Consider the following 26,353-nt stretch of genomic DNA (forward strand, 5'->3'; position numbering starts at 1 on the left):
TAAAAAAATCAAATTCTTGCATCCGCGTTTTTTTCACGGTCTCTTGAACTACTTTTATACCCGACAATCACCTTCATTGCTCTGCTGTCCTGAATCACCTATAATTTAAGATAACGGAACAATAACCAGTTACGGGATTTCATCGCACCAAACACTACATACCGAAGATACTTTGCCTGCAAGGAGGTCACCTATGAACATAAGCCAACTGGAGACACTAATTACCATTTCCAAAACGATGAGCTTTCGCAAAGCGGGGGAACTTCTGAACTTGACCCAACCTGCCGTCTCGGCCCAGATCAAAAGTCTGGAGGATGAATTCAGCACCGTTCTTGTGGATCGCAATCAACCCGTTACCCTGACAGACCGCGGACAGGTATTTCTGGAGCACGCTGAAAGGATTCTCGACATCGTTGATGAATTGAAACAGAAATTGTCCGATCTTGACGAAACGCCTCAGGGACGTATCGTGTTAGGCACAACAACTTCCATTGCTATTCAGATCTTGCCAAGGGTGTTATCCTATTTCCAAGATCAATTCCCGCTCATCAAAACCAGTATCCAATCCCTTCCTTCGTCACAGATCTATACCCAGGTCGAAAATGGTCTGGTTGATATTGGTATCGGTTATCTCACGGAGCGCAATCCCAACTTGAACACATCTGTGCTGTACTATGACACATTCGAACTCGTGGTATCTCCTTCCCATCCGCTGGCGAAGAAAAAACATGCTGCTGTGGATGTGCTCCGGAGTACCCCATTGATTCTGCTGTCTCCTGATACAGTAGGACGACGGTTTACGGAAACCATCTTCAAAAAGCATAATATTGAACCCAATATTGTAATGGAGTTATCAAGCAGCGAGGAAGTTAAACGGATGGTCGAAATTGATCTCGGGGCAGCTGTCATCTCCAAACAATCTGTTGCGCATGAGTTGCGTCAAGGTACATTGCGAATGATACCCTTAAGTGAGTTGGAGGTCAGTCACCCTGTTGGTGTCATCTATAAGTCCAGCAGATACCTCAACTCGGCAATGCAGCAATTCATAAGTGACCTCAAAGGCATGCCGGAAACCCAATTCATCAGTTCAGAATGACAATGAGCCATGAGAAAGGAAGGATTCCATATGAAATTTGATCTTCATACACATCATTTTCGTTGTGGTCACGCTGACGGCAACATACGCGACTATATAGAGGCAGGTATTGAGGCAGGACTTCAGGCCATCGGCATCTCGGATCATACGCCATACTTTGGCAGTGAGCTTGAGCAGGCGTTTCCCCGGATCGCAATGGGTAAGTCGGAATTGCAACATTATGTGGAAGAAGTCCTTGCTTTGAAAGAAGAGTACGCCGGTAAAATCGATGTGCTGCTCGGCATTGAATCCGACTACTTCCCTATTCATGCGGAATTGTACCGTACCACGCTGGGACAGTATCCGTTTGACTATATTATTGGTTCAGTTCACCATACCGAGGATGTGAGCATCTTCAACAAAACCCGGTGGAATGGACTGAGCGATGCTCGCAAAGTTGAAGTGAAAGAGAGATATTACTCATTGATCCGGCAATCGGCTCGCAGCGGTATGTTCCAGATCCTAGGACATATTGATGCGATGAAAGGAAACTATCCACCCTTCTCGGAAATTATCGCTGATCAGGCCATTGATGAAACGTTGCAAGTCATTGCAGAATCCAACGTAGCGATCGAAATTAACACTTCAGGCAAAACCAAGATCAGTGGTGGCTGGTATCCCTCAGATGCCATTCTGGAACGGGCTCATCATTACGGAGTAAAGGTGACCTTCGGATCGGACGCTCATAAACCGCAGCGGGTTGCAGACGAGCTGGATGACGTTCGTACACGTCTACTGGAGATCGGATTCACCGACTGGGTGTATTTCAAGCAGAAACAGATGCAGATTGTTTCACTGTAAACTAGAGCAAACACAAAGCCCCCCACAGCGCGCTTGTTCACGCCGTGGGGGGCTTTGTAGTGCCCTATATAAGCAAAGATAACTATATTTTACACAATAACGGAGAGGACAGAAATAACTTGAAGAAGCGAAGCGGTCGCCTAAAAGCTTTCTGAAAGAAAGCTGCATCGGAAGCATACGCTATCCCCGGATTTGCCCTTTTCAAAAGGGAATCAAAAAATCTGGGGATAACAGCGATCGGAAGGTTATTCTGTCATCGGAGTGTCTGTGTAAAAATTCCAAAAAAAATGAACCCGCTCGCGCGGATCCCAACAGCATTATCTATTATCAAAAAGGGGGTCATGAGATAAGTTTACCCCCTGTCTGTTAGAGTTCAATTGCAGCTATATTTCAATTGTGTAACAAATGATTGAAGTTCGATTCATTCACGTTCGACTACTCTTACTCTATGTCATTGCGGCTTGTCAGATACCAAGATTTGCAGGTCTTTTTCCTGAAGCGGTCTGACGTATTGTTCCCGGTACATACTGTACACTTTAACATCCATCAGGGATTCTGATCCCTCGTCATCCTCATCATGCAGTCCGAACGAGGGAAGACTCCGCTCATAGGACATCCCTATTTTGCTTAGCACCCGTTGTGAAGATACATTGGCCTCATAACAACGTGCCTCCACCCTCCACAGATGAAGATCGTCAAATCCAAACTGCAACAGCCGCTGTACCGCCTCGGTAGCCACACCGATGCCCCAACAGGATCTGTTCAGGATATAACCAATCTGTGCGGTACCATTCTGATCGTTCCAGTGCTGGAATGAGGTGATCCCAATCACCTGTTCCTTTCCTCTCCAGCAGATCCCATAATGTAACGAATCCAGCTTGGCGCTGCTGCTCCGTATCTGGTTCAACAACCTTCTCGCCCTGATCGGCGCGGGCTGGCTTCCCCTATTCACATATCGGATGACTTGAGGATCGGAAAATAGTTCCGATAATGTGCTGTAATCACTTTGACGCAATGATCGCAGGACAAGACGCTCTGTCCACAAAGCCGGCAGACCTTGAACCAGCATTTTTCGGGTAAGCATGACAATCGCTCCTTTTGCCTAACGGGCTTGAGTCCGGTAAGACAAGCATGCTCTGAAGGTGATCCGGCGTAATACCATTTGAACTGATCCACGAACTTTAGTATTAGCATTTTAGTATTACATATTGCATCATTCAACACCTTACGCTAAAGGGCCCAGATGCTGACTACTCCTGCAACCCGCGATATATCCCGGTACGTATCTCACGGATATAGAAATCCAATGCAGGAACATTCGCGGCCTGTGCAACCTGCACTTCTCGCTCAATATCATAAGGTACCCGCACAAATTGAACATTGAACGGGGTATTGTTATCGTTGCTGTCTTCACCCTCCAGAATACAGTAGGAAGCCTGGGGAAGATCGAGTGGATTACCGACACTGCCTGCATTAAACAGTAACTTGCCATTCATATACTGCAAGTACGCGTTATGCACATCCCCATAGCCTACAACATCTGCAACACCTTGCTCAGGCTCATCAGCTGGAGGATCAAACATGGCCAACCTCTTTTCAATCGCGTCCCACGGCTGTACACGATGGTATACACTTTGAGGTGAAGCGTGGACCAGACGGATGGTGCGACCACTCAGTTGAAATTGATGACTGAAGGGTAGGCTCGCCAAGTACGCCAATCGTTCCTCACCCAGCCGTTCTGCCTGCCACGTGAAATTCTCGCTGTCTTGGTTAACCGCAACCAGTTCATCCCAGTTGCCGCGGATGACAAGTTCGCACGTCTCTCTCACCTGATCCACAACTTGTACTGGTTCCGGTCCCTTGCCCACGAGGTCACCAAGACAAAAGATTCGCTCCACGCCACGACTTCGGATATCTTCTAGCACTGCTTCCCAGGCAGTCATGTTCCCATGAATGTCGGATACAATCGCAATTCGTTCCATCTGCATAACCTCCATTCATGTTAAAATCCTTTATGTTTTACGTTCATTTTCTATTCCTTTTTATGTGGTTAATCCTTTAAGCTCAAAAACCGTTAATTCTGGTCTGCATAGAAAACGAATAGGCAGTTGGGTCATGCCAAAACCACGATTCACATACACGGGCATCTGTGTCTGGGTGGAGTAATATACCCCCTCAACATCCGTGTAATACAAACCCTGAACATACTTGTGTGAACCTCGTGGTGTCGTCAGTGCCCCAATCCAGGGAAATCGTACCTGTCCACCATGGCTATGACCGGAAAGCTGCAACCCGAAACCGTAGGGAGTGGCAATGTCGGCATAATCCGGTTCATGCATAAGCAACAATTTCCACACATCATGATCCAGTTCCTTGATGGCTTGGGCAGGATCAGGCCTGCCTGTAAGTGCATCATCCAGACCAGCTATGGCCAGACGTTCGCCCCCTTGTTCAATCACCACATGTTCGTTCCGTAACAACGTGAATCCGGCTTCACGGAACATGGTTGCCACTTCATTCTGCTGCCCGCCCCGATAATCATGATTCCCCAAAACCGCAAATTTTCCATACTTGGCTTGCATAGAGGCCAATACCGGAATACATTCACGCATTGGCTCTGCTTCCCTCTCGACTATATCTCCGGTAAAACAGATCAGATCCGGTTGCTGCTCCTCAATCGTTGCTGCCAGCTTCTTCATCTCTTTCACTCCGGTATGAAAACCAAGATGGGCATCGCTGAACTGAACTACACGCAATCCGTCAAATGCCTTTGGAAACTTCGGAAGTTTCAGCTCCACTTGCTTGATTTCCAGACGACGCGGTTCCCAAAGCCACGCATAACCTCCTGTAAGCAAACTGGCACCCGCGGTCATCAAAACCATGCGCAATAAGAAACTTCGGCGAGAGGGATCATGATCCTTTTCTTCTCCAGGAAACACAGACTCTTCTGCACCTGGTGCCTTGTGCGAGCGCTGGGACGGCGAGTTGTTGCTACCCTGACGCGGTGTCTCTGCCATATCTCCCCCTCCTTCTACGCTCTATATCCATCCCCTTAGTATATCATATTCTGCATGGGTAGCCCGGTTCCTCTGCTTCATTACAAAAAGAAGCCGGGATCTCCGGCATGTTGCTGCACGGGATCACGACTTCTTCTAAGTTGCAGATTACACTTCTGCACATGCTATCTATGACGAGATTATACACCCAACCAGCGTTTGAACATATGCTTGGTCGTTTGTTTGTTCATTTCGGCAATGGAGGTTGTCAGTGGAATGCCTTTTGGACAGGATTGCACACAGTTCTGTGAGTTACCACAGCCCTCAATGCCTCCATCTTCCATCAACGCTTCCAGACGATCGTCGGCGTTCATCTCCCCTGTTGGGTGAGCGTTGAACAGACGCACTTGGGACAGTGCTGCTGGACCGATAAAGTCTGTTTTCTCATTGACGTTCGGGCATGCCTCCAGACATACACCGCATGTCATGCACTTGGACAGCTCATATGCCCACTGACGCTTCTTCTCCGGCATCCGTGGACCTGGACCGAGGTCATAGGTACCATCGATCGGAATCCATGCTTTTACGCGTTTCAGGGCGCTAAACATCCGGGTACGGTCGATGACCAGATCACGTACCACCGGGAATGTTTTCATTGGCTCGATACGAACGGGCTGTTCGAGCTTGTCGATCAGGGCTGCACACGCTTGGCGCGGTTTGCCGTTGATGACCATAGAGCAGGCACCACAGACTTCTTCGAGACAGTTGGAATCCCAGCAAACGGGAGCAATGGATTTTCCATCTGTATTAACCGGGTTCCGCTGAATCTCCATCAGGGCGCTGATCACATTCATGTTGGGACGGTACGGAAGCTCAAATTCTTCGTTATACGAAGATGACTCCGGGCTGTCCTGACGGGTGATGATAAACTTGACGGTTTTGTTGGCTGTAGCTGGTTCCGCCATATCGTTGTCCCCTCCTCTGGTGACGATGATTGTATTGCTGATGCGCAAAATGTTTTGGTGCACGGGAGACGCTTCGTCAGCGGAATGCCCCTCTGATCGCTGTTATCCCCGGATTTTTTTGATCAACCCTTCCCAGGGTTAAAATCCGGTGATAAAGGCGAGCGCTTCGCTTCTTCTGGGCATTTCCGCTTCCTCCGCTACGTCGTGCACGCAGGGTCACTTTGCTGGAAACTGCACTCCATTCATGCTGGATTGCGGTAATTTTTAGAATTTCAAGCCTCTCAAATATGTTGCTTGCTTGTGAATAGGCTTTTCGTTTTCTCAGTTGAGTGGTCCTCATAGTGTCACTTTACTGATAATTCCATCACGTTGATGGCAGTAACTTTGAAGAAGCTCTGCTTCTCCAAAGTTACTCCTGCCTTCACCGTTCAGGTGTTTAACTATTCATTGCATGAATAGTGTGATACTTCTTAATCCTTAGAGTAATCCCGGATACGTGGTGGGATCAAGGATACGTCTACCGGCTCGTACGAGATTTTCGGGCCTTCCTTCGACCAGCTTGCGATAGTCGTTTTCAGGAACTCTTCATCGTTACGTTCCGTGAATTCCGGTTTGTAATGCGCGCCGCGGCTTTCGTTACGCAGCAGTGCGCCGAGAGTCATCGCTTCTGCCAGTTCAATCATGTTCCACAGTTGGCGAGTGAACGCTGCACCCGGATTGTTCCAACCGGAGCTATCGTACATGTTGATTTTGCCGTAACGCTCTTTCAATTCCTTGATCTTGCCGATGGTGGCTTCAAGCTTGTCGTTGTAACGTACCACCGTCATGTTGGCTGTCATCCACTCGCCAAGCTCTTTATGAATGACATAGGCATTTTCCGTGCCCTGCATTTTCAAGATGCCTTCGTATTTGTCGCTTTGTTGTTTGGTGTGTTTCTCGAATACGGAAGATGGGATATCAGCGGACGACTTTTTGAGTCCTTTGATATATTCAGCCGCTTTCGGTCCAGCCACCATACCACCATAGATCGCGGATACCAGTGAGTTTGCACCCAGACGGTTCGCACCATGGTATTGATATTCACATTCACCAGCTGCGAACAGCCCCGGAATGTTGGTCATTTGATTGTAATCTACCCACATGCCGCCCATGGAATAATGGACTGCCGGGAAGATTTTCATCGGGATTTTACGCGGGTCATCACCCATGAACTTCTCATAGATCTCAATGATTCCGCCGAGTTTAACATCCAGTTCCTTCGGATCTTTGTGCGACAGGTCGAGATAAACCATGTTCTCACCGTTCACACCCAGACCCATGTCCACGCAGACGCTGAAGATTTCACGAGTCGCGATATCACGCGGAACCAAGTTACCGTAGGATGGATATTTTTCTTCAAGGAAGTACCAAGGCTTGCCGTCTTTGTAAGTCCAGATCCGTCCACCTTCACCGCGTGCGGATTCGGACATGAGACGCAGCTTGTCATCCCCTGGAATGGCTGTCGGGTGAATCTGAATGAACTCCCCGTTGGCGTAATTTACACCTTGCTGATACACGGCACTTGCCGCTGTACCTGTGTTGATGACCGAGTTTGTTGTTTTACCGAAGATGATACCCGGACCACCACTCGCCAGAATAACCGCTTCTGCAGGGAAGGTCTGTACTTTCATTGTTTTCAGATCCTGAGCTACGATCCCGCGACATACGCCTTCATCATCCAAAACTGCCTGCAGGAATTCCCAGTTCTCATATTTCGTAACCAGACCTGCTGCTTCCCAGCGACGTACCTGCTCGTCTAATGCATAGAGCAATTGTTGCCCTGTTGTCGCTCCGGCAAACGCCGTACGGTGATGCTTCGTGCCCCCGAAACGACGGAAATCAAGCAATCCTTCCGGTGTTCGGTTGAACATGACGCCCATCCGGTCCATCAGGTGAATAATGCCAGGTGCTGCTTCGCACATCGCTTTAACCGGAGGTTGGTTCGCGAGGAAGTCACCACCGTATACCGTATCGTCAAAGTGTACCCATGGGGAGTCACCCTCACCCTTGGTGTTTACCGCTCCGTTAATTCCGCCTTGTGCGCATACAGAGTGGGATCGTTTAACAGGAACCAGTGAAAATAAATGAACATGGACTCCGGCTTCAGCCGATTTGATCGCCGCCATCAAGCCTGCGAGACCGCCGCCCACAATAATTACATTCGTTGATGCCATTGCTGTTCACTCCCTTATAAGTCAGCATTTATACGCAAAATGCTTAAATTAGAACTGTTTTTACTGCGTCAATCATCGAAGTTGCTGTCTGGAAATCAATGCTCCGGAAAGCGAACAACGAAGCAATAAACATAATGGAAATAATACCGAACAAGCTCATGCACACGTAAGAAGATACACGCTGCGCACGCGGACCGACGGTAATCCCCCAGCTAACAAGAAACGACCACAGGCCGTTGGCAAAGTGATAGGATGCCGCAACCACACTGATCAGATATAGAATAAATGTTACCGGGTTCATCACGATGTCATGTATAACACCGCCAAGTTCTTCGTGGGTCACTGTACCCAGCGCAACCTGCACCCGAGTCTCCCATACATGCCAGATCACGAATACAAACGTAATGACACCACTGACCCGCTGCAACGTGTAACGCCAGTTGCGCTCATTGCCATAACGGCCCACGTTAGGCTTGGCCTGATAAGCAATATACAGACCATATACACCGTGATAGAACAACGGTAACCAGATGAGGAGCGTTTCCAAAACAATAACCAGTGGCAGACTGTTCAAGAATGCAACAGCACCGTCAAAAGCCTCTTTGCCGCCTTCAACTGCCGAGAAGTTCGTCACCAAATGCTCAACAAAAAACAAACTGAGCGGAATGACGCCAAGCAAGGAGTGCAGCTTTCTGGAGTAAAACCCTTTCATAAAATGTCGATCCCCTTTCGCTAAATACAACGTTTTCATAAATGATTTCACTTATCATGACACGAATCCTTTTCCATGAAAAGGTTCGACAAATTGTTCCGTTTTCCCCAGGTGTGAACAACTTGTGTCACGATTCATGTTACTCCTTTTTTTCTTATAAGGGAATTGCAATATAATTATTAAATGTTATAACCTATAGGTATAAGCAGTGAAACATTGGGTTTACAGGCTATACAACATGGAAAACGATTAAGCAAGGGCAAGAATCACGTTCATGGAAAAGAGGTCATTGTTCATGTTTGAGGAGTTAAATGCATTTGCAGCGGTCGTGGAGCAGTCCAGCTTGAACCGTGCATCCAAGTTACTGAATCTGTCCCAACCCGCACTCTCACGTAAAATTGCCAAATTGGAGGATGAACTCGGGGTTGCCCTGTTCCACCGCCGTGGCAAACGGCTGGAATTAACCAGTGTGGGCCAGTTCGCCTATACCTTCGCGGTAGAACAGAAGCAGCAGCAACAGAAATTCTTCACCATGCTCGCCCAGTACAAAGATGAAGAACAGAGCACCATTACACTCGGCGCCAGTCTGACGACCCTTCAAACCACGTTGCCACCTCTCGTCAATGCGTTTATGGAGAAACATCCGAATGCCGAACTGAAACTGTTGACGGGAAAAACACATGAGATTGTCTCTTTTGTGCGTGATAAAAAAGCCGATGTGGGCATTGTCGCTTCCTCCATCAGCGAAGTGGGTCTGAACTGCGTACCGCTCTTTGACGATCATCTGGAGCTGGTTGTACCGCTCACGCACCCCTTGTCCGGCAAGGAAGCCGGGATGGAACATTTGCAGGATCTGCCGATGATCACGTTCTCCAAGGGCACCTGGTACCGCAAATTAACGGACGACCTCTTCCAGCGCTGTACCGTGATGCCGGATATTCGCATGGAGATTGATTCTTTCGAAGCGATCATCCGACTTCTGCCTTCCGCCAAAGCCGCTGCTCTATTGCCCAAGTCATATCTTCGTCCACAATTGCTCGCGGACAATGATCTTGTTTCTGTTCATTTGCCTCAATTACAGCAGACCCGAAGAACAACTTGCATGATCTATGGGGAAAAGGAGGACCTCAGCGAGACCTCCAGACAATGGGTCAAGGAGACGGCTGCACTCTTTACAGCAAAGGCGCCATTGCCCTCACGGAGGACCACGACGCCTTAGCTTTGATCTGAATCAGCCGGGCTCCAACGCCTGGCTTCATTTTAACTCATCTTAATCATCAGCTCTCCTGGCTGATAACCTCTTCTTCAAATCGGTCGATATCTGCATTATTACCGATAATGACCATAATATCCCCCATCTGAAGCGAGTCCAGTGCTGTCGGAGCAATAATGACCCCGGCTTCTTTCTGTAACGCCACAATGCTGCAACCAAAGCGTACACGTGCATTCAGGGTCGAAAGTGTTTTGTTGTGCAGACAGGCGGGAACCTTCATCTCAACAATACTGTAATCATTGGATAATTCAATGTAATCCAGCAAGTTCGGGGTAACCAGCTGGTGGGCAACCCGAATGCCCATATCCCGCTCAGGATAAACGACCCGATCGATCCCCAGTTTATCCAATGCTCGTCCGTGAAGGACAGATATGGCCTTGGCCACAACCGTCTTGACACCCAGCTCTTTTAACAGGATCGCGGTGAGAATGCTCGTCTGAATATCATCCCCGATGGCTACGATACCACAATCAAAATTACGAATACCCAGGGAGCGCAGTACTTCCTCATCTGTGGCATCGGCTACAACGGCATGGGTGACCAAATCACTTATGTCTTCGACGACTTCTTCATTTTTATCGATCCCGAGCACCTCGTAGCCGAGTTCCATTAATTCTTGTGCCAGACTGGAGCCAAACCGTCCAAGCCCGATTACCGCAAACTGCTGTGTTTTCATTGTTCTTCACGAACCCCTTATCCAAATCAATTTCATTACTCACTAAAAATGGATTTATGTAACTAGATATAGACAAATTGAATCGTTTTGATCTATATCTAGCCCTGATTGAAGCAGCCAAAGGTATTATGAAATTGATTCATCCAATAATCATTTTGCCTTCCGGATACCTGTATAACTCTTTACCCTTTTTCTGCCCCAGTGCATACGCCAGTGTAATCGGGCCAAGCCTTCCTGCAAACATCGTAAAACAGATCAGGAGCTTGCCGATTGTAGTCAGCTTCAGCGTCAGTCCGAGCGATAATCCCACGGTACTAAAGGCCGATGTCGTTTCAAATAATATCATCAAAAAACTGCTATCTTCTGTAGTGCTCAGCAGCATTGTTACAACAATGATGAATAACAGCGCTAGCAATGTTACGGTAAGTGCCTTGTAAATCCGTTCCTGTACGAGCCGGTATCGGAAGAACACGATATCTTCCCGTCCACGTACCATGGCGATGACTGCTCCAGCCATAATCATAAATGTCGTCGTTTTGATTCCGCCTCCGGTTGAGCCTGGTGAAGCACCGATGAACATCAAAATAATGATGAAGAACTGCGTTGCCTGTCTGAGCCCGGCAATGTCTACCGTATTGGCCCCTGCTGTTCGGGGTGTAACCGACTGGAAAAATGAACCGAGAATTTTGCCACCCCAGTTCAGGCCACCGAGCGTACGGGGATTGCTGAATTCGAATACGAAAATAACAAGTGCACCAAACACAATCAATAATCCGGTCATTAGCAATACTACTTTAGAATGCAGGGAAAGCTTCCGCGTTTTGCGGTAATCCACCAGATCGGACAGCACCACAAAACCGATGCCGCCAGCAACAATCAGGAACATCGCCGTAAAATTCACCAATGGGTCATATACATACCCGGTCAGACTGCGGAAATCCCCAAACATATCAAAGCCCGCATTGTTGAACAACGAGATCGCATGCCAATATCCATAATAGATCGCCTGTCCGATCGGCATGTCAAATGACCAGCGAATCGCAAACAGTGTGCCACATATCCCTTCGAGAATAAGCGAGTAGATCACAACTTTACGAATCAGCCGGACGATGCCCTCCATCGTGCTCTGGTTCATCGCTTCCTGTAGAATCAACCGTTCTCTAAGCGAAATCCGCCGTTTGAACGCAAGGGCAACCAATGTGGACATCGTCATGAAGCCCAGTCCGCCAATCTGAATCAGAATCGCGATCACAACCTGACCCAGCACCGAGAAATGAGTCCCTGTATCCACCACAACCAAACCCGTGACACAGACCGCCGAAGTTGCAGTAAAAAGCGCATCAATAAATGCAAGGCTGTCACCGTTTCGGCTGGATGCCGGAAGCATTAACAACAGTGTGCCTACGAATATAATGCCGGCAAACCCTAACACAAGAATACGGGGTGGCGATAATCGCATCCATTGAACATTCAGTTTCACTTCAGTATCATCCACCTCTGCTAAAATGAAAATAACTCCACACCCCTTGGAGCCTTCTTCACTTGAAATACTGTTTCCAAACATTAAAATGTATGATTCAGATTAAAACGACATATATAATGAAGTTGGAATATTCTATTCGTTCCCTTGTTGGGCGAAAGACATGCGAATCGTTGCACATTTGCTTCAAAATTATAAGCGCTGCGGCGTTTACAGACAAAACGTTTTTTGTGTAAATCGGATCGAATTCAGCCAAAAAGGGAAAAACTCAGATATGGCGACGGATGGATCAGATTCTTTCGGTCCTTTTCATTCATTTTCAAGGATTTACAGCTGTTTTCGTTACATGATTGGCATTCGGTGCTTGGCCTGTGCTATGTTTACTTTAATATCCATATTAAATAAGGAGGAACACCATTACATGAATCCCTTAGGGCAGCCTTTGCTACTCAAGGCTAACTTCAAGCGTCTAGGGTTGCTTGCGGCGATCGGCCTGATTCTATTTTTTGTATTTCAGATCTTTCCTGCTACCTCATCGCAAACAACTGAAATTTCGTCCACATCTTTCATAACCAAGGAGCAGGCGACGCAATCCGCACGATCTTTCGCAGCTTCTGTGGATGACTATACACTGCCAAATGATGCCGGAAACACCCTGGTAACCTACCAGACACATTCCGATATCTACGGGTATATGGCCAAAACCAAACAACTCGACACATATAATCAGAAGTGGGAAACAACTTATCCTTACGATGTATACCGCGTTCGTTTGCCTGATCAGGACAAAGGCGGTTACCTCAATGTGGACGTACATATGAAAACAGGAAAAGTCGTCGGTTTCAAACGAGAACTGCCTTCTTCGCTCTATACCGCCATTGAGGCGGAGCAGGTCAGTGGACGAGTGACCACATCGCAAGTGCTTGCTGAAGGTAATATATCTCTGGACGAGAAACAACAGCTGACGGCTGATGTTCTAACCGAATTTGGCTATGAAGTGCCGACACTTCAACTGGAAACTCGCGATGGTGAAGCGGGACTGAAGTATACAGATTCTGCAAAAGCCATTGGAGACTCCAAGCTTGAACTGAACTTTACTTTTGAAGATGGTGCGGTACGATCGTTCGATCCTGGCTTCTCGGTCCCTGAATCCCATACCGATTATGTGAAAGCTCAAACGCGCCAAGCCAACTGGATGACCTATGGCGGCTATGCATTCCTGACCTTTGTTCTGGGTGTGCTGGCCATCATCTATAGCATTCTGACTCGAGTACATACGTCTTTCAAACGCGGGATCATTCTCTCGCTGATATATTTCGCAGCTTCGGTCATTGGTACGTTGAACATGATTCCACTTTTTCAGGCACAGGGTCTCTCCAGCTTCATGCTTGCGTTCCTCATGTTAATACAGACGGGGATTACGCTGGTTATGAGTGCAACGATCTATCTGTCCCTTGTTGCCGGTGACGGCATGTGGCGCAAAACAGGTCTGAATCCGTGGCCTCGCGCCAAAGAACCGGGATACGGGAAATATGTACTTCACAGCATGGTTGCTGGTTACCTGTGGGCCTTTATTCTGCTGGGTGTGCAATCCGTCCTGTTCTTCATTCTGGAGCGAAGCATCGGCACATGGTCAACAACGTCAGCAGATCAATCTACATTTAATATGACCTATGCCTGGCTCTTTCCGATTATGGCCTGGATGGCCGGTGTTGGTGAAGAAACCGTCTATCGACTGTTCGGTATTCGCATGATGCAGAAAATTGTGCGTAACACGTTTATTGCGTGTCTGATCCCAACCATCATTTGGGCACTTGGACACACATTGTATCCGATCTATCCAGTAATCACCCGTCCCATTGAGCTGATGGTGATTGGATTGCTGTTCAGTCTGATCATGCTGCGTCATGGCTTCATTGCCGTTGTATTCGCGCATGTGATCTTCGACAGCTTGCTGATGGGACTCAGCTTGGTCTTTATGGGCGATGCCCTGAATATGACTGCCGGACTCTTCTGGATTGTACTCCCGGCCATCGTTGGATATGTGGTCTACAAATTCAATCCAAAACAAAAAGAGAAGCCGTATGTTACGACTCCTCATCCCGAAGTGCTGCAATAATCTGATTTGCCAGTTTGTCACCAATAGATAGAGGCCGGAAGTCTTCGACGCTGGCCTCTTTTATTTTGCGCAAAGAGCCAAAATGCTTCAACAGCAGCTTACGCCGCTTCTCTCCGATCCCCGGAATAGCATCCAAGCGTGACGTTACCATCGATTTGCCACGCTGTTCCCGGTGGAACGAGATCGCAAAACGGTGAACCTCTTCCTGTATCCGCTGCAACAGGTAAAATTCCTGACTATCCCGAGGCAGGGAGATGACTTCCGGTGGATTACCGATCATCAACTGTGAAGTCTTATGCTTCGCATCCTTCATCAGACCACATACCGGAATAAATAGCCCCAGCTCATTTTCCAGAATATCAACCGCAGCCGAGATCTGTCCTTTACCGCCATCGACCACAATCAGGTCAGGCTGAGTCAGGTTTTCTTTCAATACCCGCTCGTAACGGCGACGGATGACCTCTCTCATCGTTTCATAATCATCCGGTCCTTCAACCGAACGGACCTTGTACTTCCGATATTCCTTCTTATCCGGTTTACCATCCGTAAATACGATCATGGCTGATACCGGGTTCGTCCCCTGGATGTTCGAGTTATCAAACGCTTCAATACGGTGAAGCTGATCCAGTCCAATAAAGCGTCCCAGTCCTTCCGCGGCTTTCGATGTCCGTTCTTCATTTCGCTCAATCAGGCGGAACTTCTCTTCCAATGCCACACGTGCGTTATCCACGGCCATGGTGATCATCTGACGTTTCAATCCACGTTGCGGGATGAGCACTTTGATCTCCAACCACTCCTGCAACGCAGCGGCAACCTGAGTTGGGTCTTCCAGACCTGAAGGGAGTTTCTCCGTTGGTTCAGTTGTATCCGTTGCAGGAACATCCATTTGCATACTGTCAGGTTGCTCACCTTCTGCCTCAGCGGAACCTCCGTAAGCTGCACGAGTCTCGGCAACCAATGGTTCGGAAGCAATACTTTGCTCCATTTGTCCCGTCTGTTCGAACTCTACCGTAACTGCGGCAGGTACCGATCCATCAGCAACAGATGCCGTATCCACACTGTCGTCACCCGTTTCCAGATCCTTGGGCATTTCCGGCAACAAAATTTCTTGTGGCAATGCCGGATTATCGCTGTAGTACTGTGTTACGTAGGACATGAAGTCACTGTACGCCTCACCATAAAACGGGAAAGTTGAGACGTGGCGTTCGATCATTTTTCCCTGACGCATATATAGAATCTGGACACACATCCAGCCTTTATCAACGGCAAAACCAAACACATCACGATCTCTGGCATCGGCCATCGTAATTTTCTGTTTTTCCATCATCGCATCGATGGCGATTACTTGGTCGCGCAGTTCCTTGGCACGTTCAAAATAAAGGTCTTCCGCAGCTTCCTGCATCTTACGCTGCAAATCCTTCTTAATCTCTTCGTGACCACCGCTCAGAAATGAACCAATCTCTTGCGAAATCTTGTCGTACTGCTCCTTCTCCACTTCCTTCACACAAGGGGCAAGACACTGTCCCATGTGATAGTACAGGCACACTTCTTTGGGCATTACACCACATTTGCGCAGTGGATACATGCGATCAAGCAGTTTTTTCGTTTGGTGTGCCGCATACGAGTTTGGATAAGGTCCGAAGTATTTGGCTTTATCTTTCAGCACACGCCGGGTTACTTCCAGCCGGGGGTGCTTTTCATTCGTAATTTTAAGATACGGGAATGTCTTGTCATCCTTGAGCAATACGTTGTAACGCGGCATATGTTTCTTGATCAGGTTACACTCCAGAATGAGTGCTTCCATGTTACTGCCCGTCACGATATATTCGAAATCACGGATTTCTGACACCAGACGCTGGGTCTTTCCGTTATGACTGCCGATAAAATAAGAGCGTACGCGGTTTTTCAGGACTTTAGCCTTACCAACATAGATAATCGTGCCTTCACTGTTCTTCATCAGGTAACATCCAGACATATCTGGCAGCAAAGCGAGCTTGTGGCGAATCTGCTCCAGTGCCTTCTCCTGATCCTGCAAATCATTCATGAATTGGTCCATAATTCGGTGAATCCTCCTTCCCGAAAAAGCTGAAATCCTCACCTTACATGAGTTACTCCGATGACAGAATGACCTTTCGATCGCTGTTATCCCCAGATTTTTTCGATTCCCTTTTTTTAAGGGGAAAATCCGGTGATAGCGCATGCTTCCGAAGTAGCTTTCTTTCAGAAAGCTTTTAGGCGAACGCTTCGCTTCTACAGCTCATTTCTGTCCTCTCCGTTATCATGTAAATTTCCAGTTTCATTTTATATAAATAGTATACTTTATATTGTCCTATATAAAGGTATTCGACGCAAAACGCCCCCGGCATGTAAACCGGAGGCGTATGTGTAAGCCTGTAAATTATTGGTGTTTTGCGATAATTCCTTTGAGCGCATCTTTCGAGTTCAGACCAACCACTTTATCCACCGGTTGACCATCTTTGAAGAAGATCAATGTTGGAATGCTCATTACGCCAAAGCGGGAAGCAGATTCCGGATTTTCATCCACGTTAACTTTAGCAATTTTCACTGCATCGCCAACTTCTGTGGACAGCTCTTCCAGGATTGGAGCGAGCATTTTACAAGGACCACACCAAGGCGCCCAGAAATCAACAAGAACCGTTCCTTCGCCTTCTACTTCAGCGTTGAAGGATTGATCGGATACGTTAACAATAGCCATGAAATTGTCCTCCTTATATATACTTACGGTTTATTTTAACCAGTAACGTCGTGAACGACACTTCCAGTATAACACAGGTACGTCAAACTTGTGAATTGAACGCCGCAATGTTCATCTTCCCAACATCAAATCTTCACAATTACAGGATGTGGCATACCAACTGCAAAATCTTTACAAACGCTTTCTTTTCCAAGTATACTAAAATTACTCCGGGTTTCAGCCCCCATACGGGCAAGCTGTATTCCCCATAAGGAGGCAATAACATGGATGCAAATGTGCGGATCAGCGACCCGCGTGAACATGTGAACGAGGAACCCCGCAACGATCTATTTGATCTGATCGCGGGTGTTGCCGGCATGGCCGGCCTGATGACAGTGATCTTTTTCGGTATGGTTATCTTCAAATTCCTCACCGAATAGGACGCTTCCACAGGCTCACGCAGGACCAGAAAAGCCCGGTTTTCGCAACAATGCGAAAGCCAGGCTTTTTTTGGGACTACTTTAGCTTTTGATTGCAATCAACTCAGCTTCTAAATCAAAAGCTCCACCGATAATTTGAAGATTAACCTTGTCCAGAACCATTTCGTTCAATTAGATCGGTTTAACGTTTGCCACGCTGATTCTCACCCCGAACGGAGATGACATCCACAAATGGACGAATCCGGTCCATGAGACGCTGGCCTTTATTCATTTCCTCGCCGTCCCGATTGGTGAAGCTAAGATGTTTTTCAAGCCCATCCAGATTGTAATTGGACGTATAGAACGTTGGTTTGCGATTCATCCGATAGTTTAGAATGGACCCCATCACATGATCCCGAACCCATGGGTTCAGATTTTCTGCCCCAATATCGTCAAAGATGAGCAGATCACAACTTTTCAGAATATCCGTCATTTCCTTCAGCTTCTGCCCTTCACTGATCATGGATTTCAGATCCTCCACAAAGTCAGGCATATAGATAATGACACCCGTGTGGCCTGCAACCGCCAGTTCATGCAGCAGATAACACATCAGAAACGTCTTGCCTGTCCCGAATGTCCCTTCCAGGAACAGTCCTTGCGGTGATAATCCGTTCTCCTTGGTCTCTCTAATATACCGAAGCACCTGATTCACTGCCGGAGCACGCATCCGATCCTTGCCCATAATCTCCACGTCGTTGTATCCGGCACTGAGCGCACGCTCGTCCACATAAAAACTGCGAATGCGTTGCTTAATGATATGTTCATTTTGCCGGGCGATATGTTTGGAACAAGGCGCTTTTATATCTATGATTTCGGGTTTACCGTTAAAATGTTCTACTTCCAGTTTGCAAAAGTGGCCCTGAAAATCGTTAGGACAGTTGTCGAGTCCCGGACAATTCGCACAGTTCTTAGAGTCTTTGGCGTACTGAAACAGCTTGCTCAGATCGGTCATGAGCTGTGCATCTTGCAGTTCAGGATGACCTGCGCGGAATTCGCGTACGTACGGATTTTCCATCAATTCCGCCGCAATCCGCCGCGATTGCTCACGAAAGGCAGGGTTCAGCTGCTGAAGCAGTCCTCCCAAGGATTCCATGGCTTCAAGCCCCCTTAATGTTTCAATATAGAATGAACAATTGAAGTGTACCCATCGCCACCTTGATGGCATAGGAACTTTCGATCATTAGCAATTCTACTGTTCATTCTATAGAAAAACAACCAATAACTCAACAGATACATCTGGTAAATAGCGTAACTCTTCCGCCACCGTACGTAATGCCTGGTCCATAGTACACTTGCAATCCTGTACCTTTTAGTTTGTGTTCAAAAAGTCTGTTTTTCGACTTTTTAAACAACTTCTATCAGCGGCGCAAGCCGACAGTAACAATCTCGCATGAACCTGTCTGTATGTTCCATTCCTTGTTGGCAAATGATAATGTCGATGCCTCTTCTATGTTGTGGGCATGAAGCCTTTCGCCCTCTTCCTCCAGGATGTTGCTTTTGTATGCCGTTTCGAATGGCTGTGGAATCGCTTGTGATGTTGCAAGCTTCAACGTGGCAGAGTCGGTGGTCATATTGAACCAGCGGAGCATCACATAGCCGGAATCCTCATTTACCTTGAGTGAAGAAAATGCTAAACCGTCTCCTTGCCATGCAAACGGTGTGTTGCTAGGTGTCAGATAACCCGGGTGTATTTCGGTTTGTGCCAGCGTCCAAGGAACTTGGAACTGATACGCCTCAATATATGCACCTGACGCTGCACCATTCCCATCGTGGGGAATGATCTCGATCTGAAATGTATGTTCACCCAGGCATTGTGCTTCAGGTGTCGGGAACAAGCCCCAATCTCCAAGTTCGCCAACAGCACGAAGTAGCGTAACCGCAATGGTATTGCGTCCATCCTGAAGGACTTCATATTCATTCAGACCCAGATTGGCCACGACCAATCCTGCATCTTTTTCACTCACATCTACAAAACTCTGTTGATGCTGTGTATTGCTTGGATTTTGCCACTCCGGTGCAGGCTTGTTATCACGCGTTGCAATTTCGAACATGGAATCCACATGATGAACAGCAGATACGAGATTCGTTGGGAAAAGAGCACGTACCCGATGATCCTTCGCCTGATTGTTGAAGGTTGTTTCCACTTGTACTCCTTTTCCATTACGACTGAGGGATACAACCGTGCGAATCTGGAGCGGAATCATCTTCGTTGAACGCTGGGCTTTGCGATGCGGATAATAAATCAGTTCTCGCTGTTCCTGATCTAGCATCTCATCCGCTGACTCCGGTATTTCCCAATGATGAATCACTTCAAACGAGGCCAAGTATGATGTATCCTCAAGGACCCGAATCTCGGCCTGAAGCGCTTGTGTTGTCAATGCAACTTCATTCTCTGGTTGTTTGAACATGTATTCATTACCGATATCACCCACATTTTCGTACACGCCAAGGTCCTTATAAGTCCGGCCTGTTCGTTTGTCTGTGAGTGTGAATGAACCGTTGTCTGCAATCGTGACGATCAAATGTTGATTTTCCATGCCACGTTCACCACGCAACAGCGTAGTCGTTTTCGACGGAGTACCACTCTTAGCATCATCCGTAATGTTGATCAATGCATAGGTTTTCAGGCCAAATGCAGCTACATTTTCTGTTTCAAAACGAATACTTACTCGCCGACAACTATACGGCTGGCGGAAGCGATCATCCGGCAGATCATAGCCAAATTGCAGACCCAGATCCTCCACCGTACATGGAATGTGATTACCCTCTTCATCTACCAGTATGCGATCTGACAGGTCAACGGCTTTCATCTGCGTCGCCATCTCTTCCAACGTATGTCCATCCCGGAAATACAACCGAGCCGCGTCCAGTTCCATTTGAACTACACCGCTGCGTTCCCAACCCGTTGTATTAAACACCACAACAGGTCGAGCCTGCTCGCCATAACGTGCAAAGATGGAGGTATCGACGGCTGCGGCAATCTGGCTGGTGCTCTCTTCAATTAAAGCCTCTGCCACATGACGGCTCTTATCAAACCGTGTCACCATCTCGCGATGTACCTCATCCACACTGCATCCACAGATGCTGTCATGCGGGTGATTTTGCATCAGCGTTTTCCAGGCATATGTCAGTTGATCATGTGGATAGGCATGTCCAAGCAGATAGGCATAGGATGCCAGTGGTTCAGCCACTTTTTCAAGCATGGTCTGGCCCAGCTGGTTCATCTGCTTCAGATACACACGAGCCGAGGCCGTGTTCACCAGAGTTCCCCAGCCATCGGTACGCTGGCTGCGTAGTTCGCCTTTGACCGTGGACAACTCATGTTCAGCCGATGCTCTCAGGGCGGTCAGATAGTCAGGGAAGTTCGAGTGAACGAACTCAATATCGGGATATAATTGCTCAGCCATGCGAATCGCTTCCGGCAGGTCTCTCTGAATCGGTTGGTGATCACATCCGTTCATGTATAACAGCTCATTGGTAGATGCATATTTCTCGGCATCTGCCAGCTTGGTTTCCCAGAACTTGCGGGCCGAAGCCTCATCTACCGGAACTTCATTTCCGTTGGAATACCAGTTTGCGAACAATACGCCGAGCACTTTTGATCCGTCTGGCCCTTCCCACATCAGCTCCGAGAAGCTTGATTCATATCCGGCATCCGATACTGTATTATTGAAGCCTGTAGGCTTCACACCACGACCAAAGAATACATTATCAATGCCGGATTGCTGCATCAGCTGCGGAGTCTGTCCGACCAATCCGAATGTATCTGGAAAGTAACCAATTTTCGAAGGTATGCCGTAACGCTTGGCGTCCTTATGTCCAACCTGCATGTTGCGCACATTGGCTTCTCCACTCGTCAGAAAGGCATCCTGCAAAATGTACCATGGCCCAATCACAATCCGTCCATTGCGGATATGTTTCTCCAGTCGTTCCTTCTGCTCCGGGCGAACCTGAAGATAGTCATCGATGATAATCGTTTGTCCATCCAAATAAAAGCTTTTGTAGTCTGGTCCCTCATCAAGCTGATCCAACAGTGAATCGACGAGCTGAATGAGCCGCATATGATGTTTCTCATAAGGCAAATACCATTCCCGATCCCAGTGGGTATGCGAAATAATATGTGCTCTCTTTTTCTTGGTCATCGTGTGATCCCACCTCTTTCCTCTTGTTGTACAATCTCAACCTCATCAGGGCGATACACCGCAGTCAGCTTTCCGGAAGCATCCGTGGCAAACAGCACCGAACGATTTTTCTCCAATTGGAACGAGTACGATACACCTGTACGTTGATCTCTCACATGAACTTCATGGTTCAAGGCAAACTCCGATACAAATACATACAGATTCCCTTTTGGAAAACTCAGCTTCCGGCCGTAGATCCCTGCGATATCTCCGCCAGATATCCATTCCAACTCCTGTTCGATGCCCGAAATTTCGGTTGCATAACGATATAATTCAGCAAGTGGCTCATCCCGTCCGTTCAACTCAAGCGGTAGTGGGGTCCAGATTAATTTCCCTTTACCCAAAGGCAAAACGGTTACTTCATCTCCTGTACCATTACCCCCATGAAGCAACGTTTCCTTTGCCACCTCGGCGATACGACGCCGTCCATAGGTCACCCGGTGATTCACTCCGTTAATATTCAGCAGTTCTTCCCGCTGCACGTTACCCAGACTGCGTTTGCCTACAATATGATCTGCCCGGTCAGTTGCCTTCCAGTATGCATCCAGCCCCAGCGGTCCAGTGATGAGCAGACTTGTACCTTCCTTCTCCGCAAACGTGAGCAATTGTTGAAGTGCATCGCTGTCCATATTGTGCGGACTCGGTACGATAATCAGTTTCGGTGGCTGCTGCTCCAGCGCTTCCAGATGATACTCGGATAACGCACGGAACGGTAGCTTCAGATCATAGGACATCACCCGAGTCAGCTTCGTTGTGGCATCATAGGCCAGGGCACGGTTAGAGAAGTCATTGGAATACGGGAACACCACTGCAATATCCTCCAGCTCACGGTCTTCAAAGAGATCACGAATGCCACTCATGAATCGGCCAAAATCATAAGATACATCCGCCTCCGGTTTCTCCGTACCATCTGCACGCAGGGCTCCGATATGAGACTCATTGGCATTATCCATATAGAAATTGGTGTTCCAGATCCATTGCACCGCTCCTGCGCCGCCTGTCGAGAAAGCATAGGCGTACTTGCGTTCGAGAATGCCACGAAGCTCTTCTTCCGTACGTTTAGCTCGTCCATCCGGGGTTTCCACATACATGATGCCCGTCTCCTGAATGAGATTTGGCTTATGAGGCGTTTTGGCGAAAATGCCGTCCCAGATCAGGTCATCGTTTAACCACCAGGAATGCACCGTTGTATAATCCACTTCACGTTCATAGAAGAACGGCGAAGGACGCTGTGCACCAAGGGCTTCGTCCTGTCCCACAGTGACCAGATGATCCGGTACCAGATGCTTGATCGTACCTACAAGCTCTCTGGCCCATATATTGTGCATCTCCATGGAGAAGAGGCAGTAATCAAGCCAGCGCGTTCCTTTTTTGGCCTTGTGCATGTCCTGTACATCAAAATTAATCTCTTCCGGCTCCGGAATGACCGCGGCTGCAAAGTTGGGAAGCTGCTTCGGTGACATGTTCCATGCCTCCTGCAACGCTTCAATCGTCTCATGACGCTGCTGAAGCCAATTGACAAAAGCCTGCTGTTCATATGAATCCCTCGCCGAGCGTGGGCCAGCTGAGAAGATACGCACCGGATCAAACATCGATGGCTCATTAATCAGATCCCAGTCCACATGTGTTGTATGCGTGTGACGACTGACGATGCTGCGGATGAAACGTTTCTGTGCTTCAACACTCTGCGGGTCCAAATACGGATTCGTGCCTTCCCATGTCTCCGGTGTAAAGGAGAAGAAGGTGAACGTGACCTGCAAGCCGTGCCGTTTCGCCGTTAAAATAAATGCATCAATGGCACGGAGCACATCCTCCGCCATATGACCGTCCACCTGCATCATATTGCGATAGGCGGTCCAGATTCCCGTCCGAATCCAGTTGATTCCTGCTTTCGCCATCTGAGCCATGTCCCGATCCCAGACATCCGCATTCGGCAGAAACAGAAATTTCCGTGCCACATCAGAGGTCATGTAGGTCATGCCTACAACAGGCAGAGGACGTCCGTCTTTTATAAAATAGTCCCTGCTGCGGGTAATGACTTCCCCTTCTGCCAGCAATGCTGCATCCTGTCCCCAGAAGCCTTGACGCAAGGTCCGAACTTCCCCGTCAGGTGCTTGTGCGCGGCACACGATCCGATACAGCTCACTTTCAATGGAGACCGGGAGAAGTATGCGTTCGAAACGCTGCTCACCGGAAAGTTCCATCTCCAGTCGATGGCTCCATACCTTCTCCGTCATGCCACTTGTGCGATCTTCATGCTCGACCGTTATGTCAAACGTCCACAGCTCGGACTCGGTAAGTCTGCTGCCTGCTCGCTGTAAAATCTGGCCTTGAAGTGTGAGTACAGCCCGCTCATCTGGCTCATACGAAGCATAATTCGTTTTCAGGGATAACTCAGTTACACCTTGTGCACAGAATTGCGCCCACTTCACAATCTCGTCAGCACCATCCTGCGTCCAGAATGAGGTGGTCAGTGGCAGATGCACAAACATCCAGCGTGAACCAACGAAAGTCCCACGGGAGTTTTCCCACAGAACGACCGGAGCGGCAACACTGCGTCCATCCTTACTCATGCCACGAAGTAATGGGTAAATCTGCGTACTCATCGGTCCTGATGAACCCATCTGGTGAGGCAGATCACTGGTTTTGGTTGTATGTGGAACCAGATTCCATGTATCTGCCTTCTCGAACAGTCCCTCTTTCCCAGCAAGAAGCGGGATCTGTTCCGAAGAAGTGTACGATTGCACATTGGCAGAAGATACGTTCAGTGCCTCATGAATATAGAGTTCCTGGTGATACGCGGTCTGCTCTGACTCTACAACCCATGCCCCATTCTCATATCGAACCGGACGTTTAAAGGGTGCGCCCCCCACACTGATCAGGCTTCCGCCCTGGTGCAGGTAAGCTGCAATCTCCGTCCAAGCGGATTTGGGGAAATAGGGTGCATGCAGATTCACTAGACATCCTTCACCTGCTGTGGTCTTCAAAACCTCTGCAAGTTCTTCAGCGTTTACAACGGTGATCTCTTCGACTGCTTTCCATGCATTCAGAGCCTGCTCAGTTGGAAAAGCACCTTCCATCGGAAACGCAGGATCAGCGAAGATAATCAACTTTTTATCATTAGGTTGGATACTCATAACAGGCCATCCTTCACGGATCTATAGACCAACTGAGAGAACAGGCTGTTGGACCATGCAAACCATTTTCTTGTAAAAATCGTTGGATCATCGGCGTGAAAGCCTTCATGCATATAGCCTGTATCTGCATCCGTTGCTTCGAGCATGCGAATAATCTCCAGTTTCTCTTCGGCAGACTGCGCAGTCAGTCCTTGCATGGACAATCCCATATGCCAGATATAATTCGGCGGGGTGTGCGGACTTCCGATCCCTTTGGCAACCTTGCCCTCATAATAGAACGGGTTCTCTTTGCTCAGAGCGAAACGGCGCGTATTCTGGTAAATCGGATCATCCGCTGTGACGTAACCCAGATATGGAATGGACATGAGTCCCGGTGTACCCGCATCGTCCATGAGACAGTGGTTGCCATAACCATCCGTCTCGTACGCATAGATCGGTCCAAATTCCGGATGACGATAAATACCATACAACTGAATGCCGTGATCCACGTCCTGCTCCAGATCCTTCAATTCCTGCAAAAATTCCATATCCCGGAACACCCACTCGGCAAACTCCTGCATCTGACGCAGAGCGACAACCGCGAACATATTGCCAGGGATATTGTAGTGGAAATCACAGGCATCATCACTGGAACGGAAGCCGGACCAGATCATACCCGTGTAGTTGACTGGCATACCCTTTCCGTGATTGCGCAGGGAATCTGTTGGGATACCGTTATTGCGAGTGAAGCGATATGGAGATTGTTCCATGTGATGCTGTTCGACTTTGAACAGGTCCACAATTTTACGCATCGCTGCTTTGAAGCTTGAATCGAAAATATCGGTCAGTTCGGTTTCCTTCCAATATAAATAAGCTAGCCGCACAACGAAACATAATGAATCGATCTCAAATTTGCGCTCCCACACCCAAGGTGACATCTCGGTCTCGTCCGTGGTGTTCCAATGCCAGTCGTTCGCCGTCTCATTGAAGGCATTAGCATATGGATCGATATGAATATACTGGATATGACGCTTGATCAACCCGCCAATAATGCGCTGCAAATCCTCGTCTTCCTTTGCAAACGGAATGTAATGTACCACCTGCTCCACGGAATCACGCAGCCAGGAAGCCGGAATATCTCCCGTGATGACAAAAGTCGTACCGTCCTCCATCAACTTGGTTGTTGTTTCGATAGTGTTAGGGAAGCAGTTTTTGAATAATTGAAGCAGCTTGGGTCGGTGAGCTAGTTTCTGTTCTGCTTCTTCGAGCACGGCCTGAATGGATTGTGGCAAAGCAACGGGCGGCATGGGTATTTTGGGTAATCTGAACTGTTCCATGGATGAGTGCAACTCCTTAAACAAATTGAATGGTGTAGCTATACAAGATAAACCCATTAACTGTGCACTGGGACACTACGATTGCAGTACCATCTTCCGATCGCTGTTATCCCCAGATTTTTTTGATTCCCTTCTCTAAAGGGAAAATCCGGGGATAAAGGCGAACGCTTCGCTT

General features: G+C 48.1%; 19 protein-coding genes. 5 read left to right on the forward strand and 14 right to left on the reverse strand.

The window, feature by feature from the left end:
* Window positions 1-193: 193 nt before the first annotated feature.
* Together AC1S8V_RS24175 and AC1S8V_RS24180 are read left to right on the forward strand one after the other, a co-directional pair.
* Window positions 194-1,096 carry a LysR family transcriptional regulator gene (locus AC1S8V_RS24175; RefSeq protein WP_482071091.1) on the forward strand — a complete coding sequence of 301 codons (903 nt, stop codon included), beginning with the start codon at window positions 194-196 and terminating at the stop codon, window positions 1,094-1,096.
* 30 nt (window positions 1,097-1,126) lie between these two features.
* Window positions 1,127-1,936 (forward strand): histidinol-phosphatase, encoded by an 810-nt coding sequence (locus tag AC1S8V_RS24180; protein ID WP_482071092.1) that lies wholly within the window; start codon window positions 1,127-1,129, stop codon window positions 1,934-1,936.
* Window positions 1,937-2,387: 451 nt separating this feature from the next.
* Here AC1S8V_RS24180 and AC1S8V_RS24185 read toward each other — a convergent pair whose 3' ends face one another.
* From AC1S8V_RS24185 to AC1S8V_RS24210, 6 genes are all read right to left on the reverse strand, one after another.
* Window positions 2,388-3,020 (reverse strand): GNAT family N-acetyltransferase, encoded by a 633-nt coding sequence (locus AC1S8V_RS24185; RefSeq protein WP_482071093.1) that lies wholly within the window; start codon window positions 3,018-3,020, stop codon window positions 2,388-2,390.
* 166 nt (window positions 3,021-3,186) lie between these two features.
* On the reverse strand, window positions 3,187-3,918 hold the full coding sequence (locus AC1S8V_RS24190) for a metallophosphoesterase family protein (RefSeq protein ID WP_482071094.1): 732 nt from the start codon (window positions 3,916-3,918) through the stop codon (window positions 3,187-3,189).
* Window positions 3,919-3,978: 60 nt separating this feature from the next.
* Window positions 3,979-4,953, reverse strand: a complete 975-nt coding sequence (locus AC1S8V_RS24195) for a metallophosphoesterase (protein WP_482071095.1) — start codon at window positions 4,951-4,953, stop codon at window positions 3,979-3,981.
* A 179-nt stretch (window positions 4,954-5,132) separates the two neighbouring features.
* A complete protein-coding gene (gene sdhB / locus AC1S8V_RS24200; protein ID WP_440112400.1) occupies window positions 5,133-5,897 on the reverse strand; it encodes a succinate dehydrogenase iron-sulfur subunit in 765 nt (254 codons plus the stop codon).
* Window positions 5,898-6,367: 470 nt separating this feature from the next.
* Entirely contained in the window at window positions 6,368-8,110 is a 1,743-nt protein-coding gene (gene sdhA / locus AC1S8V_RS24205) for a succinate dehydrogenase flavoprotein subunit (protein WP_215075709.1), read from the reverse strand.
* A 43-nt stretch (window positions 8,111-8,153) separates the two neighbouring features.
* The gene (locus AC1S8V_RS24210) at window positions 8,154-8,822 is read right to left on the reverse strand and encodes a succinate dehydrogenase cytochrome b558 subunit (RefSeq protein ID WP_482071096.1); all 669 of its coding nucleotides are present in this window, start codon (window positions 8,820-8,822) and stop codon (window positions 8,154-8,156) included.
* A gap of 295 nt (window positions 8,823-9,117) precedes the next feature.
* Between AC1S8V_RS24210 and AC1S8V_RS24215 the strand changes: the two genes are divergently transcribed.
* Entirely contained in the window at window positions 9,118-10,041 is a 924-nt protein-coding gene (locus AC1S8V_RS24215) for a LysR family transcriptional regulator (RefSeq protein ID WP_482071097.1), read from the forward strand.
* Between the two features lie 58 nt (window positions 10,042-10,099).
* Here AC1S8V_RS24215 and AC1S8V_RS24220 read toward each other — a convergent pair whose 3' ends face one another.
* Both AC1S8V_RS24220 and AC1S8V_RS24225 read right to left on the reverse strand, forming a co-directional pair.
* A complete protein-coding gene (locus tag AC1S8V_RS24220) occupies window positions 10,100-10,771 on the reverse strand; it encodes a potassium channel family protein (RefSeq protein ID WP_482071098.1) in 672 nt (223 codons plus the stop codon).
* Between the two features lie 139 nt (window positions 10,772-10,910).
* Window positions 10,911-12,230: a TrkH family potassium uptake protein gene (locus tag AC1S8V_RS24225; RefSeq protein WP_482074574.1), complete on the reverse strand. Its 1,320-nt coding sequence runs from the start codon at window positions 12,228-12,230 to the stop codon at window positions 10,911-10,913.
* Between the two features lie 442 nt (window positions 12,231-12,672).
* On the opposite strand from AC1S8V_RS24225, the gene AC1S8V_RS24230 reads away from it, so the two are divergent.
* Window positions 12,673-14,370, forward strand: a complete 1,698-nt coding sequence (locus AC1S8V_RS24230; RefSeq protein ID WP_482071099.1) for a CPBP family glutamic-type intramembrane protease — start codon at window positions 12,673-12,675, stop codon at window positions 14,368-14,370.
* On the opposite strand, the gene uvrC is transcribed toward AC1S8V_RS24230, so the two are convergent.
* Both uvrC and trxA read right to left on the reverse strand, forming a co-directional pair.
* Window positions 14,339-16,426, reverse strand: coding sequence for an excinuclease ABC subunit UvrC (uvrC, locus tag AC1S8V_RS24235; protein WP_482071100.1), 2,088 nt, complete (start codon window positions 16,424-16,426; stop codon window positions 14,339-14,341). The genes AC1S8V_RS24230 and uvrC overlap by 32 nt on opposite strands.
* Window positions 16,427-16,768: 342 nt before the next feature.
* The gene (gene trxA, locus AC1S8V_RS24240; RefSeq protein WP_017692451.1) at window positions 16,769-17,086 is read right to left on the reverse strand and encodes a thioredoxin; all 318 of its coding nucleotides are present in this window, start codon (window positions 17,084-17,086) and stop codon (window positions 16,769-16,771) included.
* A 263-nt stretch (window positions 17,087-17,349) separates the two neighbouring features.
* Here trxA and AC1S8V_RS24245 point away from each other — a divergent pair, with 263 nt between their 5' ends.
* Window positions 17,350-17,505 (forward strand): hypothetical protein, encoded by a 156-nt coding sequence (locus AC1S8V_RS24245; protein ID WP_017692450.1) that lies wholly within the window; start codon window positions 17,350-17,352, stop codon window positions 17,503-17,505.
* Window positions 17,506-17,686: 181 nt separating this feature from the next.
* Here AC1S8V_RS24245 and dnaI read toward each other — a convergent pair whose 3' ends face one another.
* From dnaI to AC1S8V_RS24265, 4 genes are all read right to left on the reverse strand, one after another.
* Window positions 17,687-18,637, reverse strand: coding sequence for a primosomal protein DnaI (dnaI, locus tag AC1S8V_RS24250; RefSeq protein WP_076319793.1), 951 nt, complete (start codon window positions 18,635-18,637; stop codon window positions 17,687-17,689).
* A 265-nt stretch (window positions 18,638-18,902) separates the two neighbouring features.
* A complete protein-coding gene (locus AC1S8V_RS24255; protein ID WP_482071101.1) occupies window positions 18,903-21,686 on the reverse strand; it encodes an alpha-mannosidase in 2,784 nt (927 codons plus the stop codon).
* Window positions 21,683-24,862, reverse strand: coding sequence for a beta-galactosidase (locus AC1S8V_RS24260; protein WP_482071102.1), 3,180 nt, complete (start codon window positions 24,860-24,862; stop codon window positions 21,683-21,685). The genes AC1S8V_RS24255 and AC1S8V_RS24260 overlap by 4 nt, the downstream gene beginning before the upstream one ends.
* On the reverse strand, window positions 24,859-26,178 hold the full coding sequence (locus AC1S8V_RS24265; protein WP_482071103.1) for a glycoside hydrolase family 125 protein: 1,320 nt from the start codon (window positions 26,176-26,178) through the stop codon (window positions 24,859-24,861). The genes AC1S8V_RS24260 and AC1S8V_RS24265 overlap by 4 nt, the downstream gene beginning before the upstream one ends.
* Window positions 26,179-26,353: the final 175 nt, after the last annotated feature.

The sequence above is a fragment of the Paenibacillus sp. B46(2026) genome (assembly GCF_056786355.1).

What these genes read in the sequence shown, in the direction of transcription:
- AC1S8V_RS24175 (WP_482071091.1), top strand. Translation starts at nt 194, where the DNA reads ATGAACATAAGCCAACTGGAGACACTAATTACCATTTCCAAAACGATG.
- AC1S8V_RS24180 (WP_482071092.1), top strand. Translation starts at nt 1,127, where the DNA reads ATGAAATTTGATCTTCATACACATCATTTTCGTTGTGGTCACGCTGAC.
- AC1S8V_RS24185 (WP_482071093.1), bottom strand. Translation starts at nt 3,020, where the DNA reads ATGCTTACCCGAAAAATGCTGGTTCAAGGTCTGCCGGCTTTGTGGACA.
- AC1S8V_RS24190 (WP_482071094.1), bottom strand. Translation starts at nt 3,918, where the DNA reads ATGGAACGAATTGCGATTGTATCCGACATTCATGGGAACATGACTGCC.
- AC1S8V_RS24195 (WP_482071095.1), bottom strand. Translation starts at nt 4,953, where the DNA reads ATGGCAGAGACACCGCGTCAGGGTAGCAACAACTCGCCGTCCCAGCGC.
- sdhB (WP_440112400.1), bottom strand. Translation starts at nt 5,897, where the DNA reads ATGGCGGAACCAGCTACAGCCAACAAAACCGTCAAGTTTATCATCACC.
- sdhA (WP_215075709.1), bottom strand. Translation starts at nt 8,110, where the DNA reads ATGGCATCAACGAATGTAATTATTGTGGGCGGCGGTCTCGCAGGCTTG.
- AC1S8V_RS24210 (WP_482071096.1), bottom strand. Translation starts at nt 8,822, where the DNA reads ATGAAAGGGTTTTACTCCAGAAAGCTGCACTCCTTGCTTGGCGTCATT.
- AC1S8V_RS24215 (WP_482071097.1), top strand. Translation starts at nt 9,118, where the DNA reads ATGTTTGAGGAGTTAAATGCATTTGCAGCGGTCGTGGAGCAGTCCAGC.
- AC1S8V_RS24220 (WP_482071098.1), bottom strand. Translation starts at nt 10,771, where the DNA reads ATGAAAACACAGCAGTTTGCGGTAATCGGGCTTGGACGGTTTGGCTCC.
- AC1S8V_RS24225 (WP_482074574.1), bottom strand. Translation starts at nt 12,230, where the DNA reads ATGCGATTATCGCCACCCCGTATTCTTGTGTTAGGGTTTGCCGGCATT.
- AC1S8V_RS24230 (WP_482071099.1), top strand. Translation starts at nt 12,673, where the DNA reads ATGAATCCCTTAGGGCAGCCTTTGCTACTCAAGGCTAACTTCAAGCGT.
- uvrC (WP_482071100.1), bottom strand. Translation starts at nt 16,426, where the DNA reads ATGGACCAATTCATGAATGATTTGCAGGATCAGGAGAAGGCACTGGAG.
- trxA (WP_017692451.1), bottom strand. Translation starts at nt 17,086, where the DNA reads ATGGCTATTGTTAACGTATCCGATCAATCCTTCAACGCTGAAGTAGAA.
- AC1S8V_RS24245 (WP_017692450.1), top strand. Translation starts at nt 17,350, where the DNA reads ATGGATGCAAATGTGCGGATCAGCGACCCGCGTGAACATGTGAACGAG.
- dnaI (WP_076319793.1), bottom strand. Translation starts at nt 18,637, where the DNA reads ATGGAATCCTTGGGAGGACTGCTTCAGCAGCTGAACCCTGCCTTTCGT.
- AC1S8V_RS24255 (WP_482071101.1), bottom strand. Translation starts at nt 21,686, where the DNA reads ATGACCAAGAAAAAGAGAGCACATATTATTTCGCATACCCACTGGGAT.
- AC1S8V_RS24260 (WP_482071102.1), bottom strand. Translation starts at nt 24,862, where the DNA reads ATGAGTATCCAACCTAATGATAAAAAGTTGATTATCTTCGCTGATCCT.
- AC1S8V_RS24265 (WP_482071103.1), bottom strand. Translation starts at nt 26,178, where the DNA reads ATGGAACAGTTCAGATTACCCAAAATACCCATGCCGCCCGTTGCTTTG.